Raw genomic sequence first — 16,068 nt, 5'->3', positions numbered from 1 at the left:
CGACGAACGCCTCGCGGCTGCCCCTTTGAGTCCCGCCCGACCGCGACCGCACGGCACCTCACACCTCCCCAGCCTCGTCAGTCGCCTCCGCTTCGCTCCGGCGACTGACTCCCTCGCGCGTGCTGGCTTCGCGGCCGCCGGTGGCGGCCGCTCGCAGGCACGCGCCACCGCTGTTTCTTTTATAAGTAATCGTCGCGGTCGTTTTCGTCCTGAAAAAGCGTAGTCCGCGACTCGACCGTCCGTGTCCGGCGTTGTTCTTTTAAACGGCGTAGGCGCGGGCGGCGGCGACGAGCGCCTTCCGGTAGTCGCTCTCCGAGGGGTCGTGGCCGAGGTCGAGGAACCGCTCTTTGAACGCGTCGACGTCGACGGCGTCCGTGTCGCTGCCGGCGGCGCGCGCGAGGTCGTAGATGCGGTGGTCGGGGCCGGCGATGTCGTGCCGCTCGACGAGAGCGAGCGCGAACGCGGCGTTGACGGCCGTGATCTCGGGGTCGGCGCCGGCCGTCACCGGCGGCGAGCCGGTGCGCGACACGTCGGGTCGGTCCGCGACCGCAGTCGCCAGCGTCGATTCGAGGAAGCCGAGGAGCTTGTCCGCGGGCGCCACCGAGAGCGTGATGTCGTCGGCGTAGATGTCCTTCATGTGGTTCGCGATCTGGTAACAGTGCGCGAGCTTCCGGCGCTCGACCTTCTCGCCGGAGAGGCCGAGGTACAGCGCCTCTTCGGTCGACTGGAGGTGCGAGGGGTGGCCCTCCTCGTACCGCGCCATGTGCGCGAGCTCGTGGATCGCCAGCTCGCGCGCCATCGCGCTCGTGGCGGCCCGCCGCGAGACGTTCAGGACGTGGTGGTCGTCGTAGTGGCCGGCCCAGGTCCGCTCGTCCGGGTCCTCGCGGACCACGACGCGGACCGGCGCCTCCACGGAGCGCTCGGTCTCGAAGAGGTCCGCGGCGCCGAGAAACGGGTCGGGGGGAACGTCCCCCTGAACGCGAAGATCCATGCGTACAGTTCACACGGGAGCGGGCGGTAAGTCTCTTGCGCTCGTGGAACCCCGAATCGCGCGCGCCGGGGCCCGACGCGCCGACGCCTCGCCCCCGCACGCCCGGCGTACCCTTTTGAGCCTCCTGACCGAACCTCGACGCATGCGCATCTACGCGGCCTACGACGACGGACTCCGAGTCGTCGACCCCGCGACCGGCGCGGTCGAGACGCGCCTCTCCGGCCAGCGCGTCGAGTGCCTCTCGGTCGCGCACGGCGAAGTCCGCGAAGACGCGGACGGCGCGACCGACCCGCCGCGCGTCCTCGCGGGGACGTTCGGCGCGGGCCTGTTCCGCTCCGTCGACGGCGGGAGCCGGTTCGCTTGCGTGACGGCCTCGACGCTCGGCCCCGACGGGTCCGGCCCGGACGCGGTGACCGCGGTCGCGACGAGCCCGCACGACCCCGACGTCGTCTGGATCGGCACGGAGCCCTCGCGGGCGTACCGCTCCGTCGACGGGGGCGAGACGGCCGAGCGCGTCGGCGGGCTGACCGACCTCCCCTCCGCCGCGGAGTGGTCGTTCCCGCCGCGGCCCGACACCCACCACGTCCGGTGGATCGAGCCCTGCCCGGCCGACCCGGAGCGGTGGCTCGTCGGCATCGAGGCGGGCGCGCTCGCCGTGACGGCCGACGGCGGCGAGAGGTGGACCGACCGCCCGCCGGGGTCGCGCCGGGACACCCACGCGATGGCGACCCACCCCGACGCGCCAGACCGCGTCTACGCCGCCGCCGGCGACGGCTTCGCCGAGAGCGGCGACCGCGGCGACTCGTGGCGCGTCCGCGACGCCGGTCTCGATCACGGCTACGTCTGGGGGCTCGCGGTCGATCCCGGCGACCCCGACACAGCCCTGGTCAGCGCGGCGGAGAGCGCGACGGCCGCCCACCGCCGCGGGGAGGCGTACCTGTACCGCTACCGCCGCGACGAAGGATTCGATCGGCTCGACGAGCGCGGATTCCCGACGGGGGAAGGCACCTATCGGGCCGTGTTGGCGTCCGGCCGCGCCCCAGGAGAGATCTGGGCGCTCTCGAACCGCGGGCTCTTCGTCACCCGCGACGCGGGCGACTCCTTCGAGCAGGTCCCGGCCGACCTCCCCGACCGGGCGGCGCGGGCGCTGGCGGTCGCCTGAATCGAGAGAAAACGGCGCGACCGAGAACGAACGCCCCCGGTCCGGTCGGTTCCCGTTCGGTCAGTTCCGGACGGCGCCGACGATCAGGTAGACGACCGGCGTGTCGAGGACGGCGATCGCGAGCTTCAGCAGGTACTGGCCCAGCCCGAGCGCGAGCAGCGCCGGCGGTTCGAACGCGATCCCGACGCCGAACAGCGTCGGCGCGGCGTAGAAGGCGACGCCGACGAAGATGACGGTGTCGAGCGCCTGGCTCGTCGCCGTCGACGCGAGGTTGCGGAGCCACAGCATGCGCTCCCCGGTCCGGTCCCGGATCGCGTGAAAGACGAACACGTCCCAGTTCTGACTGACGACGTACGCCAGCAGGCTGCCGGCGACGATGTTCCCCGTCGGCCCGAGCGCGGTCTGGAAGGCGGCCGACACCTCGGGATCGACCCCGGGCGCCGCCAGCGTCGACCACACGAGCGCCAGCACGAGGAAGTTCGCGAGGAACGCGACGTTGACGACCACCTGCGTCGCCCGTCGGCCGTACAGCTCCGCGTAGCAGTCCGACGCGAGGAACGTGAGCGCGTACGCGAGCGCGGCGCCGGGCAGCAGGATCTCCGGACCGACGACCGGCAGCGCGAACGGGAGCGGCAGCGCGAGCACCTTCACGGCGGTGAGCTGCGCGGTCGCGAGCGCGACCGTGAACAGCGTGATCAGCGCCACCGCCGCGACCGCCGACCGATCCAGCGGGTCGGCCCGGAAGGGACCGTCCTGACCGCCGGCGGTCCGGCTACTCATCGGTCTCCTCCGCCGACCCGGCCGCGGTCGACGGGGCGTCGTCGTCAAGCCGGTCGTGGCGGGCGTCGATCTCGTCGAGCAGGTCGAGGTTCTTGCGGATCGACGCGCGCACCGCGTCGCTGCGGTTCACGAACTTCCCGTCGTCGCCGACGTGTTCGTCGAGGTCGGCGAGCAGCTCCGCCGGGATCTCGACGCTTATCTTTGGCATACTCGCGTCGTGGACGCCGGGCGGGCATGAACGTTATTATCCGAGGATTATCGAGGAGTTCTCTCGGTGCTCGAACTCGGACTCGGCCGGGGCGTCCCAGCTCGTAAACCGCTACGTTGAAGTGGGTTTACGAGTCCGTTCGGGTATGGCAACCAACACGGAGTCCGTCGACCTCGTCGGCGACGAGGCGGCGACGAACCTCGCGCGCGCCGCGCTGTTCGCGGCGCTCGTCGGGGCGTTCGCGTACGTCACGTTCCCGAACCCGGTCTCGCCCGTGGACGTGACCCTCCAGGTGCTCGGCGTCTTCCTCGCGGGGATCTTCCTCGGTCCGGTGTGGGGCGGCGCGTCGCTGGTCCTCTACCTCGCGGCCGGCGCGCTCGGCGCGCCCGTCTTCGAGGGCGGATCGGCCGGCGTGGGGGCCCTCGTCGGCCAGTCGGCCGGCTACCTCTGGTCGTACCCGGTCGCCGCGGCGGTCGTCGGCGCGGTCGTCCACCGGGGCGCGACGCTCCGCGACCTCGACGCCGTCGGCCTCCCGACGCTCGTCGGCGCGATGGTCCTCGGCACCGTCGTCATCTACGGGTTCGGCGTGGCCGGCCTCGCGCTCGTCCTCTCGCTCGGCCCGGTCGAGGCGGTCACGGTCGGCGCCGTCGCGTTCCTCCCGGCCGAGGCGCTGAAGATCGCCGCCGCGGTCGGCGTCGTCAGGTCCGACGCGATCGCCGCGACGTGAGCCGCTCGTGAGCGCACGCGAGGCGCAACCGTGATCGAACTCGACGGCGTCACGTGCCGGTACGGTCGGTCCGAGAGCGAGGGAGGTAACGGGGCGGACGGCGACTCCGACGACGCCGACGGTGCCGCCGCCACCGTCGCGGTCGACGACGTCTCCCTCAGGGTCCCCGACGGCGAGTTCCTCGTCGTCGCGGGCGCGAACGGCTCGGGGAAGACGACGCTCGTGCGGACGTTCAACGGCCTCGTCGAGCCGGACGCCGGGACCGTGGCGGTGAACGGGACCCCGGTCGACGCGGACCTCGTCGCCGCGCGCTCGGCGGTCGGGATGGTGTTCCAGGACCCGCGCGACCAGCTGGTCGCCGCCACCGTCGGCGCCGACGTCGCGTTCGGCCCGGAGAACCTCGGGCTCTCGCATACGGAGATCGACCGGCGGGTCGACGAGGCGCTCGCGGCCGTGAACATGGCGGGCCGGGAGCGCGAGCGCGTCGACTCCCTGTCCGGGGGCGAGCGCGAGCGCGTGGCGATCGCGGGCGCGCTCGCGATGGAGCCGGATCACCTCGTCCTCGACGAGCCGTTCACCGGCCTCGACGAGCCCGCGCGTCGGTCGGTCGTCGACCGGCTTCGGGCGCTTCACCGCGAGGGGACGAGCGTCGTCGTCGTCACGCACGATCTCCGCGACGTCGCCGCGCTCGCCGACCGGATCGTCGGGCTGGCGGACGGGCGAGTCGCGGTCGACGCGCCCCCCGAGGAGGCGGTCGAGTCCCTTCCCGGGCTGGACGTGCGGGTTCCCGAGGGCGGCGAGTTCCGAAATCCGGCCGGATGACGCTTTCCTTCGTCCCCGGCGACTCGCTCGCCCACCGGCTCGACCCGCGGTCGAAGCTGCTCGTTCAGGTCGCGTTCGCGGCCGTCGCGTACGCGTACACCACGCCGCGGGGGCTCGCGCTTCTCACGCTCGTCGCCGTCGGCTGCCTGCTCGCCGCCGACGGTGGCGCCCGGGACCTGTGGAGCTACCGCGTCGCGTTTCCCGTCCTCCTCTTCGCCCCCCTCGTCGCGGGCGCGACGCTCGGCGCGCCGTGGTTTCGGGTCGAGCGCGCCGCGACGACGGGACTCGCGAGCTACCGCGTCCTGCTGCTGCTCGTCGTCGCGGCCGCGTACGTGCGGTCGACCCCGGTCCGCGAGTCGCGCGCGGCCCTCCAGCGGACGATTCCGGGACGGCCGGGCGTCTTCCTCGGCGTCGGCGTCGCGCTCGTCTTCCGGTTCCTCCCCCTGTTGAAACGGGACCTCGTCGCGACGCGCGAAGCGGTCCGAGCGCGCCTCGGCGCCGAACGCTCCCGCCGCGAGCGGATGCGGCTCGTCGCGGTCGGCGGGCTCTCGCGGGCGTTCTCTCGGGCTGACCGCCTCGGGACGGCGCTCGTCGCCCGCTGTTTCGCGTGGAACCCCACGCTCCCGCGGCTCGCGTTCCGTCGCGCCGACGCTCCGGCACTGACGCTCGCGGCGGCCATGTTCGCGGCCGCGGTCCTGCGGATCGCGTGAGGCGGCCGCGCGTCGGCGGAGCGTGGCCCGATCCCCGAATCGCGTGAACGCCGAGCGACGAACTCCGCGTTGTGGCAAGCTTTAACCGGACCGTATCCCGGTGATCGATCATGATTCCTCTCCAGGCGGCCACCCGAGAGACCTTCTGGACGATCGGTCCGGTGGGGAAGGCTGCGTTCTACTGGCTCGCCGCCGTCGCGGTCCTCGTCTTCCTGTACGGCGTCTACGCCCGGTTCGCGGCGTACGCGCGCGGGAGCGCGGACCCGCGCGACAGACTGTCGAACCTCCCCGGGCGAGTCGCCGACGCCACGAAGACCGTCCTCGCGAACGAGAACCAGTTCGACGGGGACCTCTACACCGGCGTGATGCACACGTTCGTGCTGTGGGGGTTCCTCGTCCTCCTCGTCGCGACGACCATCCTCGGGATCGACATCGACCTCTACCGCCCGCTCACTGGCGAGTCCTTCTGGGTCGGCGACTTCTACTTGGCCTACCAGTTCGCCGTCGACGCGTTCGGCCTGCTGTTCGTCGTCGGCGTCGGCATGGCCGGCTACCGGCGCTACCGGACCCGCGAGGGGCGGCTGTGGGGGAAACACACCTCGCTGGAGGACGACGCGTTCGTCTGGACGCTGTTCCTGCTCGGGGTCGGCGGCTTCCTCGTCGAGGGCGTGAGCATGGTCGGCCAGCCGCAACGCGCGACCGAGACGGTGAGCTTCGTCGGGATGGCGCTCGCGACCGGGCTGGAGTCGGCCGGGCTCACGGCCGCGGGCGCCGAGGCGATATACGGCGTCCTCTGGTGGAGCCACTCGCTGCTCGCGTTCGCGTTCGTCGCGTGGATCCCGTACGCGAAGCCGTTCCACATGATCTCCTCGTTCGCGAACGTCGTCGCCCGCGACGAGAACGCGGGCGCGCGGCTCCCGAACGTCCCCGCGGACCTCGATCACACCAACGCGGAGTCGCTCGACGACTTCACGTGGAAGGAGCTGATGGACGGCGACGCCTGTACGAAGTGCGGGCGCTGTACCGACGCCTGTCCCGCCGACACGGTCGGCCGCAACCTCGACCCGCGGAACGTCATCCTCGACCTGAAGTCGTACCGGGAATCGGTGAGCGACGACCCGGTCGCCGGGTCGGGCAGCGGGAACGGGCCGATGGCGACCGACGGTGGAACCGCCGCCGCCTCGGACGGCGGCGTGGCCGATTCCGCCGCCGCCTCCGACGGCGGCGTGGCCGATTCCGCCGCCGCCTCCGACGGCGGCACCGTCCCAATCGTCGCAGACGAGGGCGGCGTCATCGACGCCGAGTCGATGGAGTCGTGCATGTCCTGTATGGCGTGCATGGACGCCTGCCCGGTCGACATCGAACACCTCACCTCGTTCACGAAGATGAACCGTCAGCTCGTCGACGAGGGGGCGGTCGACTCGAACCTCCAAGACGTGTTCCAAGACGTGATGCAGAAGGGGAACACCTTCGGCGAGTCGCAGTCCGCGCGCGGCGACTGGGCTGACGAGCTGGACGACGTCGACGTGCCCGACGCCCGCGAGGAGTCGGTCGAGTACCTCTGGTACGTCGGCGATTACCCGAGCTTCGACGACCGGAACAAGAAGGTCGCCCGCGCGCTCGCTCGCCTGTTCGACGAGGCCGACGTGTCGTTCGGCATCCTCTTCGACGACGAGAAGACCGACGGCAACGACGTCCGCCGGATCGGCGAGGAGTTCCTCTACCTCGAACTGGCGGGCCACCACGTCGAGACGTTCGCTGACTGCGAGTTCGAGAACATCGTCTGTACGGACCCGCACTCGTACAACACCATCAAAAACGAGTACCCCGAGGTCGACTTCGCCGAGTTCGCGGACGACCCGATGATGCCGTTCGAGCGCGAGGAGCCGTGGAACCCGGACGGGGGAATCGACGTGTTCCACTGGACGCAGGTGGTCGAGGAGCTGGTGAGCGAGGGGCGGCTCGACCTCTCCGGCGACGAGCTCGACTACACCGTCACCTACCACGACCCGTGTCACCTCGGCCGGTACAACGACGAGTACGAGGCGCCCCGCGAGCTGATCCGCGCGACCGGCGCGGACCTCTACGAGATGCCCCGCTCGCGGGACGACTCCTTCTGCTGTGGCGGGGGCGGCGGCGGCCTCTGGACCGAACACGAGGAGGAGGTGAAGCCGAGCGAGGAACGCCTCCGCGAGGCGGTCGAGGACACCGACGCGGGCGCCGCGATCGAGAAGTTCGTCGTCGCCTGCCCGATGTGTACGACGATGTTCGAGGACGGCCGGAAGACCGGGGACTTCGAGGACGACGTGGAGATCGTCGACGTGGCGGAGCTGCTGATCGAGGCGGTGGAGGCCGGCCCGTAGCGGTCGGGAGCTCTTTTCCCGCGGTCGTCGACGCTACGCGCGCCGCGACCGCGCGTCCGTCGCGTCGTCGGTGCGGCGCAGCAGCGCGCGACCGGGAGCGCGGTCGCGGACCGGCGCGTCGCCGAGGTAGTCGACGAGCGCGTCCCGGAGCAGCGCGATGTCCTCGTCGTCGAGCGCCGCGCCCCGCTCTATCGACTCGATCGGACGGCGGTACGCGACGTCCTCGTCGGTCGCGCGCTCCGCGGCGTCGAGCAGCGCGGCGTGAGCCACCCACGCCTCCTCCCGGGAGGTCGTCGGCGCCGGCGGCCCGTCGGTGGTGGGAGGGGTCATTCGTCCGGGTTCTCCCGGTACGGGGACTTAAAACCACGTCTCGGTTCGGGACCGCGGACGGCCCGGAGACCCCGCGCTCGACCCGACGGCGGCGGTCCGCCGAACGCGCGTCGCTATATAGCGTATATAGTAGAACATAGTCGTACAGGGCCGTACGCGTCACCCCGTACCCCTCATAGCATACTACTTAACCGGAACTCGCCCATCCACGGGTGATGGCTTCCAGCCACGACGCGGACACAGCGGGAATCACACGGCGGAAATCGCTCGCGGCGATCGCAGGTGCCGGAGCGCTCGGGCTCGCGGGCTGTACCCAGAGCTCCGACGGCGGGGACGGCTCCGACGGCGGGGACGGCGACGATGAGATCTCCGGCCCGATCAACATCGCCGGTTCGAGCACGGTGTTCCCGCTGATGAGCGCGGTCATGGAGGACTTCGCGGAGGAGTACCCGGGCGTCGACCCCGACATCAGCTCGACCGGCTCCGGCGGCGGGTTCTCGAACTTCTTCTGTACGGGCGACACGGACTTCAACAACGCGAGCCGTCCGATCCAGCCGGAAGAAGAGGAGCTGTGCGCCGACAACGGCGTCGAGTACATCGAACTGATCGCGGCCACCGACGCGCTCACCGTCGTCGTCAACCCCGACGCCGACTTCGTCGACTCGCTCACGACCGACGAGCTCGCGCAGATCTGGAAGTCGGACCCCGCCCAGACGTGGGACGAGGTCCGCGACGAGTTCCCGAACGAGGAGATAAACCGCTTCGGCGCCGCCGACACCTCCGGCACGTACGACTACTTCATCGAGGCGATCCTCGAGGAGGAGGGCCACACCAGCGACTACCAGGCGACCGAGCAGGACAACACGATCGCACAGGGCGTCGCCGGCGACCCGTACGCGATCGGCTACTTCGGCTTCGCGTACTACTTCCAGAACCCCGACCAGCTGAAGGCGCTCGGGATCGACGACGGCGACGGGCCGGTCAAGCCGAGCCTCGAAACCGCCTCCTCGGGCGAGTACACTCCGCTCTCGCGGCCCCTGTTCACCTACCCGTCGATCGAGTCGCTCGGCGAGGAGCACATCGCCGAGTTCGCCCGGTACTTCGTCGAGCAGACGACCAACGAGGACCTCGTCGCCGGCGACGTCGGCTACGTCCCCGCCACCGAGGAGACGCAGGAGGAACAGATGCAGAAGCTCGAAGACGCGATCGAGCAGGCGCAGGGCTGAGCCGGCGCGATGAACCGGTGTATTGATTTACGACTGCGTTCGATACCCCACCGTTCGTGACTGACAGCACAGAGAGTCCCGACCTGACCCGGCGGGGCGGGCTCACACGACTGAAGGAGGGCACCTATGGCGGGCTTTTCGCGGCGTGTGCGGCGATCACCCTGCTCACGACGGCCGCGATCTTCGTCACGCTCCTGTCGGACGCGGTGGTGTTTTTCCGGTCGATTTCGATAGTCGAGTTCCTCACCGGCACCAACTGGAGCCCGAACCCGGCCGGCGGCGGGCAGGCGTTCGGCATCATCCCGCTGCTGATCGGCACCCTCACCGTGACGATCACGGCGGCGTTCATCTCGATCCCGATCGGGACGCTCACCGCCATCTACCTCAGCGAGTACGCGACCCCGAACGCCCGGTCGATCCTGAAACCGCTCCTGGAGATTCTGGCGGGGATCCCGACGGTCGTGTACGGGTACTTCGCGCTGGTGTACGTCACGCCGGCGCTGAAGGCGACGCTGTTCCCGGAGATGAGCACGTTCAACGCGCTCGCGGCGTCGATAATGGTCGGGATCATGACGATCCCGATGGTGTCGTCGATCTCCGAGGACGCGATGAGCGCGGTCCCCGACGAGCTCCGCCAGGCCGGCTACGGCCTCGGCGCGACCAAGTTCGAGGTGTCGACGGGCATCGTCGTCCCGGCGTCGATCTCCGGGATCGCCTCCTCGTACATCCTCGCCGTCTCCCGCGCCATCGGCGAGACGATGATCGTCGTCGTCGCGATGGGCGCGCAGGCGCGGATGCCCGAGGTCCAACAGGCGCTGTTCGGGATCCCGTTCGTCAACCCCGCAGACGTCCTCCTCCAGTCCGGGATGACGATCACCGTCGCGATGGTCCAGATCACCGGCGGCGACCTCACCGGCGGCACGCTCCCGTACAACTCGATGTTCGCGCTCGGCCTCGCGCTGTTCGCGGTAACGCTCGTTATGAACGTGATCAGTGATATCATCGCACAACGCTACCGGGAGGAGTACTGATGGCGACCGAAAATCCGAACGCGGACGGGTTCGGCGAGGTCAGCCGCGTCAGAGGAATCGCCTTCGAGTACCTCTCGTTCGGCGCGAGCGTGTTCGGCCTCGTCGCGCTCGGCGTGCTGCTCGTCTACGTCGCCATCGACGCCTTCGACCTGGCGAACGCCAGCCCCGAGTGGCTGCTGACGTACTTCCTCACGCTCGTCGTCCCGTTCATCGTCTTCTGCCTGTACAGCGCGAACGACCGCGACGTCACTCGGCGAGCACTCGTCGCGCTCGGCGGCGGACTCGTCGCGGTCGCCGTGCTGTTTTCCGCGATTGAGGCCCTTCTCGTCCCGATCCCGCGGCTCAACTGGCAGCTCGCGTACCTCTTCGTGGTCGCCGCCCCCGTCACGGCGTACCTCGCGTACGTCGGGAGCGGAGGCCGCGTCGGCGCGGTCGGCTTCGGACTTCTCGGCCGGCTCGTCGGCGGCGCCGCGCTCGGTCTCGCGGTCGGGACGCTGTTCTTGGTGTTCGACTCTCTCGTCTGGTTCCTCGCGTACACGCTCGGCGTCCTCCCGGCCGTCGGGCTGTACGCATTCGGGCGGGTTCGCGAGTCGCCGCGGGCGCGGACCGCGGCGACGCCGGTGGGCCTCGTCGGCCTGACCGCCGCGGTGTTCCTCCGCGACGTGATCGCGACGTACCCGTCGGACCTCATCATCTACCTCTGGACGATCGCGGTCCCCGTCGCGGCCGCCGGGGCGCTCCTCGTCGCCGACCGCAGGGGTCGCCTCGCCGCGGCCGCCGTCGGCGGCGTCCCGCTCGCCGCGGCGACCGCGGGGGGCTTCCTGGCCGCGGGCGCCGGGCTGCCGGCTCCGACCGTGCTCCTCGCGATCGCCCTGACCGGCGTGCCGACGGCCGTGTACGTCTCCCGCGTCGTTGACGGCGGCGAGGGGCTCGCCGGGCTCGGGCTCCCGCTGCTCCTCGCCGCGGGCGCGATCGCCGGGGCGCTGATCGTCGAGGCGTTGGGCGTCCCGGCGCCGAACCCCTGGCTCGACGCGTCGTTCCTCTCCGAGGCGCCCTCTCGGACGCCGTCGGAGGCCGGTCTCTACCCCGCCATCGTCGGCTCCGTCATCATCATCGCGATGGTCGCCGTGTTATCGTTCGCGCTCGGCGTCGGGACCTCCGTCTTCTTGGAGGAGTACACGCCAGGCACCGGTCCGCTCGGGACGCTGACCCGGATCCTCCAGGTCAACATCGCGAACCTCGCGGCGGTCCCGTCGGTCGTCTACGGGCTCCTCGGCCTGGGGCTGTTCGCGAACCTCCTCGGGCTCGGGATCGGCACGGCGGTGACCGCGGCGCTGACGCTGTCGCTGCTCATCCTCCCGATCACGATCATCTCCGCCCAGGAGGCGATCCGATCGGTCCCGGACGACCTCCGGCGCGGCTCCGACGCCATGGGCGCGACGCGCTGGCAGACGACGAAGAACGTCGTGCTGCCCGAGGCGATGCCGGGGATCCTCACCGGGACGATCCTCGCGCTCGGACGGGCCATCGGCGAGACGGCGCCGCTGATCATGATCGGCGCGGCGACGACCGTGTTCAGGGCGCCGGACAGCCTGTTCAGCCGGTTCAGCGCCATGCCGATGCAGATCTACACGTGGGCCGGCTTCCCGCAGGCCGACTTCCGGTACGGCGTCGTCGCCGCAGGCGTTATCACGCTGCTGATCATTCTCGTCGGCATGAACGGCACGGCCATTCTGCTGCGGAACCGCGCGGAACGGGGGAGCTAACATGAGTAACAGCACAACAGACGACTCGCTCATCACGACGGAGGTACAGACGGACTCGAACGACGGCCGCGAGGCGCCCGCCGCCGGGACCGCGGTGGCGGCCCGCGACCTCGACGTCTTCTACGGCGACGAGCAGGCGATCGACGACGTGACGATGGAGATTCCCGAGAAGCGCGTGACCGCGCTCATCGGCCCCTCCGGCTGCGGGAAGTCGACGTTCCTCCGGTGCATCAATCGGATGAACGACATGATCGAGATCTGCCGCGTCGAGGGTGACGTGGAGTTCGGCGGCAAGAACGTGTACGACCCCGACGTCGACCCCGTCGCCTTGCGCCGCAAGATCGGGATGGTGTTCCAGAAGCCGAACCCCTTCCCGAAGTCGATCCGCGACAACGTCGCCTACGGCCTGAAGATCCAGGACTTCGACGGCGACGTCGACCAGCGCGTCGAGGAGTCGCTGAAGGGGGCGGCGCTGTGGGACGAGGTGAAAGACCAGCTCGACTCCTCGGGGCTCGAACTCTCCGGCGGGCAACAGCAGCGGCTCTGTATCGCCCGCGCCATCGCGCCCGACCCGGAGGTCATCCTGATGGACGAGCCGACCTCGGCGCTCGACCCCGTCGCGGCCTCGAAGATCGAGGACCTCATCGACGACCTCGCGGAGGAGTACACCGTCATCATCGTCACGCACAACATGCAGCAGGCGGCCCGCATCTCCGACCGCACCGCCGTCTTCCTCACGGGCGGCGAGCTGGTCGAGTACGACGACACCGCGAAGATCTTCGAGGACCCCGAAGAGCAGCGCGTCGAGGACTACATCACGGGGAAGTTCGGATAGATGCCCCGCGAGAGCTACCAGGAGCGGCTCGACGAGCTCCGCGAGGACGTGGTCGCGATGGGCGAGACCGTCTGCGACCGCCTCGACGACGGGATCGAGGCCGCGGTGACCGGCGACGACGAGCTCGCACAGTCGGTGATCGAGACCGACCACGAGGTCAACGAGACGTACCTCGCCCTCGAAGACGAGTGCACGGAGCTGTTGGCGCTCCAGCAGCCGGTGGCCGGCGACCTCCGGCTCGTCACCGCCTCGTTCAAGATCATCACCGACCTCGAACGCGTCGCGGACCTCGCGACGAACGTCGCGGCGTACGGCGGTCCCGAGGGCGGCGTCCACGACGCCGTCGACGTGCGCGACCTCGGAGAGCGCGCCCGCGAGATGGTCGCGGACGCGGTCGCCGCCTACGCGGCGCGCGACCCGGACGCCTGCCGCGAGATCGCCGCCAGCGACGACGCGTTCGACGAGCGCTGTCGGGAGGCGAGCGAGGCGGTCGTCCGCGAGCTGCTGGAGGCCGACCGCGCCCGCAACGCGGCGCGCGACGGCCCGGCGCCGACGGACGGCGAGGCGCTCGAAGCCTCCCTCGACGAGGTGTCGCAGGCGCTGCTCGCGGTGCGCGACCTCGAACGGGTCGCCGACCACGCGGTCAACATCGCGGCGCGGACGCTGTACATGGTCGAAAACGACGACGAACTGATCTACTGAGCGCGGTTCGGCCCGCCGCGGGCGGACCGGCTTCCGTCTCGGCGCCTCCGGAACCCATAATCAACTCCGGACCCAGTGACCACACGTGACCGTACTGCAGGAGCTCGTCGGAGACCAGTCGCTCGCCGTCTGGATCGTCTTGGGCGCGATCGGGTTCCTGCTGACCTGGAAGGGGGCGAACGTCATCGAGTCGACGACCTCGAAGATCAGCGACCACTTCGGGGTCTCGCAGGCGATTCAGGGCGGACTCATCGTCGCGGCCGCGACGTCGTTCCCCGAGCTCGCGATTATCCTCATCTCGGTGCTCGTGCTCGGCGACTTCGGCGTCGGCGCGGGGGCGCTCATCGGGACGGCGGTGTTCAACATCCTCGTCATCCCGGCGGCCGTCTCCATCACGAGCGGCGACACGACGACGACGCAGGGGATCGTCTACCGCGACGCCATCTTCTATATGGTCGCCGTCCTCGCCCTCTTCGGCGTGATCGCGCTCGGCGTCCTCGGGACCGACGGGCGGGAGATCGCGCGGATCACCCCGCAGATGGGCGTCGGCCTAGTGGTGTTGTACGGCGTGTACGTCATTCTCCTCGCCGGCGGGAAAAGCGGCGCGTCGGACCTCAAACGGGCTGAATCGACGAACGTCCCCAAACAGGCCGGACTGTTCGCGGCCGGGCTGGTCGTCGTGCTCGTCGGCGTCGAGTCGATGGTCACCATGACGGTGCAGATCGCAGACGCGCTCGACGCGCCGTCGTTCCTCATCTCCGTGACGGTGTTGTCGGCGCTGAGCTCCTTCCCCGACCTGCTCGTCGGCGTGAAGATGGGCAAGGCCGGCGACAAGCGGGCGGCGATCGCGAACGTCTTCGGAACGAACACGTTCAACCTCGTCGCGGCGCTGCCGATCGGCGTCATCCTCGCCGGCGGCGTCTCGATCGGCTTCCTCACCTCCGTGCCGCTCCTGTTGTTCCTGTTTTACACGACCCTCGTCGTGGTGGTGATGGCCGCGACGGACTTCGAGATCACCACCGAGGAGGGGTACGTCTTCCTCGCGATGTACGTCGCCTTCCTCGGCTGGATGACGGCCGAAGCGTTCGGGATCACCACGTTCCTGACCGAGTCGACGCTCCGGACGATCGTCGGCTGAGCGGGCGGTGGGTCGATTGGTTTTAAATGGCTGACAGTGGGTCGAACGCGCATTTATGAATAGTTGAACTCGGAACAACAGTCGTCTCCTTTGAAATCTCAAGCTCTTGCTTATAAGTAATCTCCCGAGGAACGACGGCGAATCGCTCAAAGCCCCAGCCGTGAGGCCCACCCCACACCGCACAGCACCGCAGCCTCACGCCTCCCCACCCTCGTCGCTGGCGGCTGGTGCCGCCAGCGACTCCCTCGCGCGTGCGACTCGCGCCCTACCGGGCACTCGTCGGCACGCGCCACCGTCTCATGGTTTATAAGTAGTTGAGCTTGTCACCATTCGGGCCTGTTACTCTGCTCGGATCCGAACCTCGATCCCGTCGGTGTCCGTGACGGCGATCCCCTCGTCCCGCTCGTTCACGTCGAACTCGACGTCGCCGTTGGCCACGACCGCGTCGAGTCGGTCCCGGACCGCCTCCAGCGCCGCCGCGTCGGGAACGACAACCTCGAACCACGCGAGCCCTCGCCCCGCGGCGGGGGTCGTCCGCCCCCGCCACGTGTTCGCGCCGAGGTGGTGGTGGTAGCCGCCCGCCGCGACGAACCGCACGTCCGGGCCGCTCATCCCGACCTCGAAGCCGAGCCCGTCGACGTACACCGCCTCGAACGCCGACAGCGAGGTGACTTCGAGGTGTATGTGGCCCACGTCGGTGCCGGCGGGGGCGCGGTCGACGAGGGGAGCGGTGCCCGTCCCGTCTCCGGCCGCCGCCGCGGCGACGCCCTCGATGTCGAGCGGGTCGGTCGCCATCCGCGCCGTTCCGTCGCCGTCGACGGGCCACTCCTCGCGGGGGCGGTCGCGGTATATCTCCACGCCGTTCCCCTCGGGGTCGTCGAGGTACAGCGCCTCGCTGACGAGGTGGTCGGAGGCACCGTCGAGCCGCCACCGCTCCCGGACGCGCCCCAGCGCCTCGCCGAGCGCGGCCCGCGAGGGGACCCGGAACGCGGCGTGAAAGAGCCCGGCGTCGGTCCGGCCCCGGGCGGGTCGGTCGGCGTCGCGCTCCAACACGAGCAGGGGCGTCCCCTCGACCCCGAGCGTCGCGCGCTCGGCGTCGCGGTCGAGGACGGCGAGGCCGACCACGTCCCGGTAGAAGGCGGTCGTCTCGTCGAGGTCTGCGACCCGGAGCGCGGCGCGGCCGATACGCGTCTCGGCCGGGAGCGAGCTTTCGGGGGTTCCCGGAGCGCCGGCCGCGGAATCGTCGTCGCTGTCGGTCATCGGGCGGACTACGGTCG

General features: G+C 70.3%; 16 protein-coding genes. 11 read left to right on the top strand and 5 right to left on the bottom strand.

Annotation, left to right across the window (positions count from 1 at the left end):
* Window positions 1–259 precede the first annotated feature (259 nt).
* Window positions 260–991, bottom strand: coding sequence for a DUF5781 family protein (locus tag C470_RS06365; RefSeq protein ID WP_004598004.1), 732 nt, complete (start codon window positions 989–991; stop codon window positions 260–262).
* Between the two features lie 142 nt (window positions 992–1,133).
* On the opposite strand from C470_RS06365, the gene C470_RS06360 reads away from it, so the two are divergent.
* On the top strand, window positions 1,134–2,153 hold the full coding sequence (locus C470_RS06360) for a WD40/YVTN/BNR-like repeat-containing protein (RefSeq protein WP_007344927.1): 1,020 nt from the start codon (window positions 1,134–1,136) through the stop codon (window positions 2,151–2,153).
* Between the two features lie 60 nt (window positions 2,154–2,213).
* Here C470_RS06360 and C470_RS06355 read toward each other — a convergent pair whose 3' ends face one another.
* Together C470_RS06355 and C470_RS06350 are read right to left on the bottom strand one after the other, a co-directional pair.
* Entirely contained in the window at window positions 2,214–2,933 is a 720-nt protein-coding gene (locus tag C470_RS06355) for a queuosine precursor transporter (protein ID WP_004598002.1), read from the bottom strand.
* Window positions 2,926–3,141 (bottom strand): ribbon-helix-helix domain-containing protein, encoded by a 216-nt coding sequence (locus tag C470_RS06350; RefSeq protein ID WP_004598001.1) that lies wholly within the window; start codon window positions 3,139–3,141, stop codon window positions 2,926–2,928. Before C470_RS06350 ends, C470_RS06355 begins: the two co-directional genes overlap by 8 nt.
* Before the next feature lie 145 nt (window positions 3,142–3,286).
* Between C470_RS06350 and C470_RS06345 the strand changes: the two genes are divergently transcribed.
* From C470_RS06345 to C470_RS06330, 4 genes are all read left to right on the top strand, one after another.
* Window positions 3,287–3,868, top strand: a complete 582-nt coding sequence (locus tag C470_RS06345) for a biotin transporter BioY (RefSeq protein ID WP_007344925.1) — start codon at window positions 3,287–3,289, stop codon at window positions 3,866–3,868.
* Window positions 3,869–3,898: 30 nt separating this feature from the next.
* Window positions 3,899–4,690 carry an energy-coupling factor ABC transporter ATP-binding protein gene (locus C470_RS06340; protein WP_008366018.1) on the top strand — a complete coding sequence of 264 codons (792 nt, stop codon included), beginning with the start codon at window positions 3,899–3,901 and terminating at the stop codon, window positions 4,688–4,690.
* Window positions 4,687–5,400 carry an energy-coupling factor transporter transmembrane component T family protein gene (locus C470_RS06335; RefSeq protein ID WP_004597998.1) on the top strand — a complete coding sequence of 238 codons (714 nt, stop codon included), beginning with the start codon at window positions 4,687–4,689 and terminating at the stop codon, window positions 5,398–5,400. The genes C470_RS06340 and C470_RS06335 overlap by 4 nt, the downstream gene beginning before the upstream one ends.
* Before the next feature lie 110 nt (window positions 5,401–5,510).
* On the top strand, window positions 5,511–7,763 hold the full coding sequence (locus tag C470_RS06330) for a (Fe-S)-binding protein (RefSeq protein WP_008366016.1): 2,253 nt from the start codon (window positions 5,511–5,513) through the stop codon (window positions 7,761–7,763).
* A 33-nt stretch (window positions 7,764–7,796) separates the two neighbouring features.
* Here the strand turns inward: C470_RS06330 and C470_RS06325 are convergent, their stop codons facing one another.
* Window positions 7,797–8,093 (bottom strand): DUF7853 family protein, encoded by a 297-nt coding sequence (locus C470_RS06325; RefSeq protein WP_007344921.1) that lies wholly within the window; start codon window positions 8,091–8,093, stop codon window positions 7,797–7,799.
* A 215-nt stretch (window positions 8,094–8,308) separates the two neighbouring features.
* On the opposite strand from C470_RS06325, the gene C470_RS06320 reads away from it, so the two are divergent.
* The 6 genes from C470_RS06320 to C470_RS06295 all read left to right on the top strand — a co-directional run bounded on the left by C470_RS06320 (window position 8,309) and on the right by C470_RS06295 (window position 14,791).
* Complete coding sequence (locus C470_RS06320) at window positions 8,309–9,319, top strand: PstS family phosphate ABC transporter substrate-binding protein (protein ID WP_004597995.1); 1,011 nt, start codon at window positions 8,309–8,311, stop codon at window positions 9,317–9,319.
* 56 nt (window positions 9,320–9,375) lie between these two features.
* Window positions 9,376–10,350 carry a phosphate ABC transporter permease subunit PstC gene (gene pstC, locus C470_RS06315; protein ID WP_004597994.1) on the top strand — a complete coding sequence of 325 codons (975 nt, stop codon included), beginning with the start codon at window positions 9,376–9,378 and terminating at the stop codon, window positions 10,348–10,350.
* On the top strand, window positions 10,350–12,116 hold the full coding sequence (gene pstA / locus C470_RS06310; protein WP_008366013.1) for a phosphate ABC transporter permease PstA: 1,767 nt from the start codon (window positions 10,350–10,352) through the stop codon (window positions 12,114–12,116). Before pstC ends, pstA begins: the two co-directional genes overlap by 1 nt.
* A 1-nt stretch (window position 12,117) precedes the next feature.
* Window positions 12,118–12,951, top strand: a complete 834-nt coding sequence (gene pstB, locus C470_RS06305) for a phosphate ABC transporter ATP-binding protein PstB (protein ID WP_004597992.1) — start codon at window positions 12,118–12,120, stop codon at window positions 12,949–12,951.
* Window positions 12,952–13,653, top strand: a complete 702-nt coding sequence (phoU, locus tag C470_RS06300; protein WP_007344917.1) for a phosphate signaling complex protein PhoU — start codon at window positions 12,952–12,954, stop codon at window positions 13,651–13,653.
* A gap of 85 nt (window positions 13,654–13,738) precedes the next feature.
* On the top strand, window positions 13,739–14,791 hold the full coding sequence (locus C470_RS06295; protein ID WP_007344916.1) for a sodium:calcium antiporter: 1,053 nt from the start codon (window positions 13,739–13,741) through the stop codon (window positions 14,789–14,791).
* A gap of 339 nt (window positions 14,792–15,130) precedes the next feature.
* On the opposite strand, the gene C470_RS06290 is transcribed toward C470_RS06295, so the two are convergent.
* On the bottom strand, window positions 15,131–16,051 hold the full coding sequence (locus C470_RS06290) for a VOC family protein (protein WP_008366010.1): 921 nt from the start codon (window positions 16,049–16,051) through the stop codon (window positions 15,131–15,133).
* Between the last annotated feature and the right edge of the window lie 17 nt (window positions 16,052–16,068).

The organism is Halorubrum distributum JCM 13561, assembly GCF_000337395.1.
In the GTDB taxonomy this organism is placed as follows: domain Archaea; phylum Halobacteriota; class Halobacteria; order Halobacteriales; family Haloferacaceae; genus Halorubrum; species Halorubrum distributum.
Note: the sequence above shows the minus strand (reverse complement) of the source record. Positions and strands in the feature narration are given on the sequence as shown.

Excerpts from the sequence above, each read along its gene's own strand:
- C470_RS06365 (WP_004598004.1), bottom strand. The coding sequence starts at position 991 with ATGGATCTTCGCGTTCAGGGGGACGTTCCCCCCGACCCGTTTCTCGGC.
- C470_RS06360 (WP_007344927.1), top strand. The coding sequence starts at position 1,134 with ATGCGCATCTACGCGGCCTACGACGACGGACTCCGAGTCGTCGACCCC.
- C470_RS06355 (WP_004598002.1), bottom strand. The coding sequence starts at position 2,933 with ATGAGTAGCCGGACCGCCGGCGGTCAGGACGGTCCCTTCCGGGCCGAC.
- C470_RS06350 (WP_004598001.1), bottom strand. The coding sequence starts at position 3,141 with ATGCCAAAGATAAGCGTCGAGATCCCGGCGGAGCTGCTCGCCGACCTC.
- C470_RS06345 (WP_007344925.1), top strand. The coding sequence starts at position 3,287 with ATGGCAACCAACACGGAGTCCGTCGACCTCGTCGGCGACGAGGCGGCG.
- C470_RS06335 (WP_004597998.1), top strand. The coding sequence starts at position 4,687 with ATGACGCTTTCCTTCGTCCCCGGCGACTCGCTCGCCCACCGGCTCGAC.
- C470_RS06330 (WP_008366016.1), top strand. The coding sequence starts at position 5,511 with ATGATTCCTCTCCAGGCGGCCACCCGAGAGACCTTCTGGACGATCGGT.
- C470_RS06325 (WP_007344921.1), bottom strand. The coding sequence starts at position 8,093 with ATGACCCCTCCCACCACCGACGGGCCGCCGGCGCCGACGACCTCCCGG.
- C470_RS06320 (WP_004597995.1), top strand. The coding sequence starts at position 8,309 with ATGGCTTCCAGCCACGACGCGGACACAGCGGGAATCACACGGCGGAAA.
- pstA (WP_008366013.1), top strand. The coding sequence starts at position 10,350 with ATGGCGACCGAAAATCCGAACGCGGACGGGTTCGGCGAGGTCAGCCGC.
- pstB (WP_004597992.1), top strand. The coding sequence starts at position 12,118 with ATGAGTAACAGCACAACAGACGACTCGCTCATCACGACGGAGGTACAG.
- phoU (WP_007344917.1), top strand. The coding sequence starts at position 12,952 with ATGCCCCGCGAGAGCTACCAGGAGCGGCTCGACGAGCTCCGCGAGGAC.
- C470_RS06290 (WP_008366010.1), bottom strand. The coding sequence starts at position 16,051 with ATGACCGACAGCGACGACGATTCCGCGGCCGGCGCTCCGGGAACCCCC.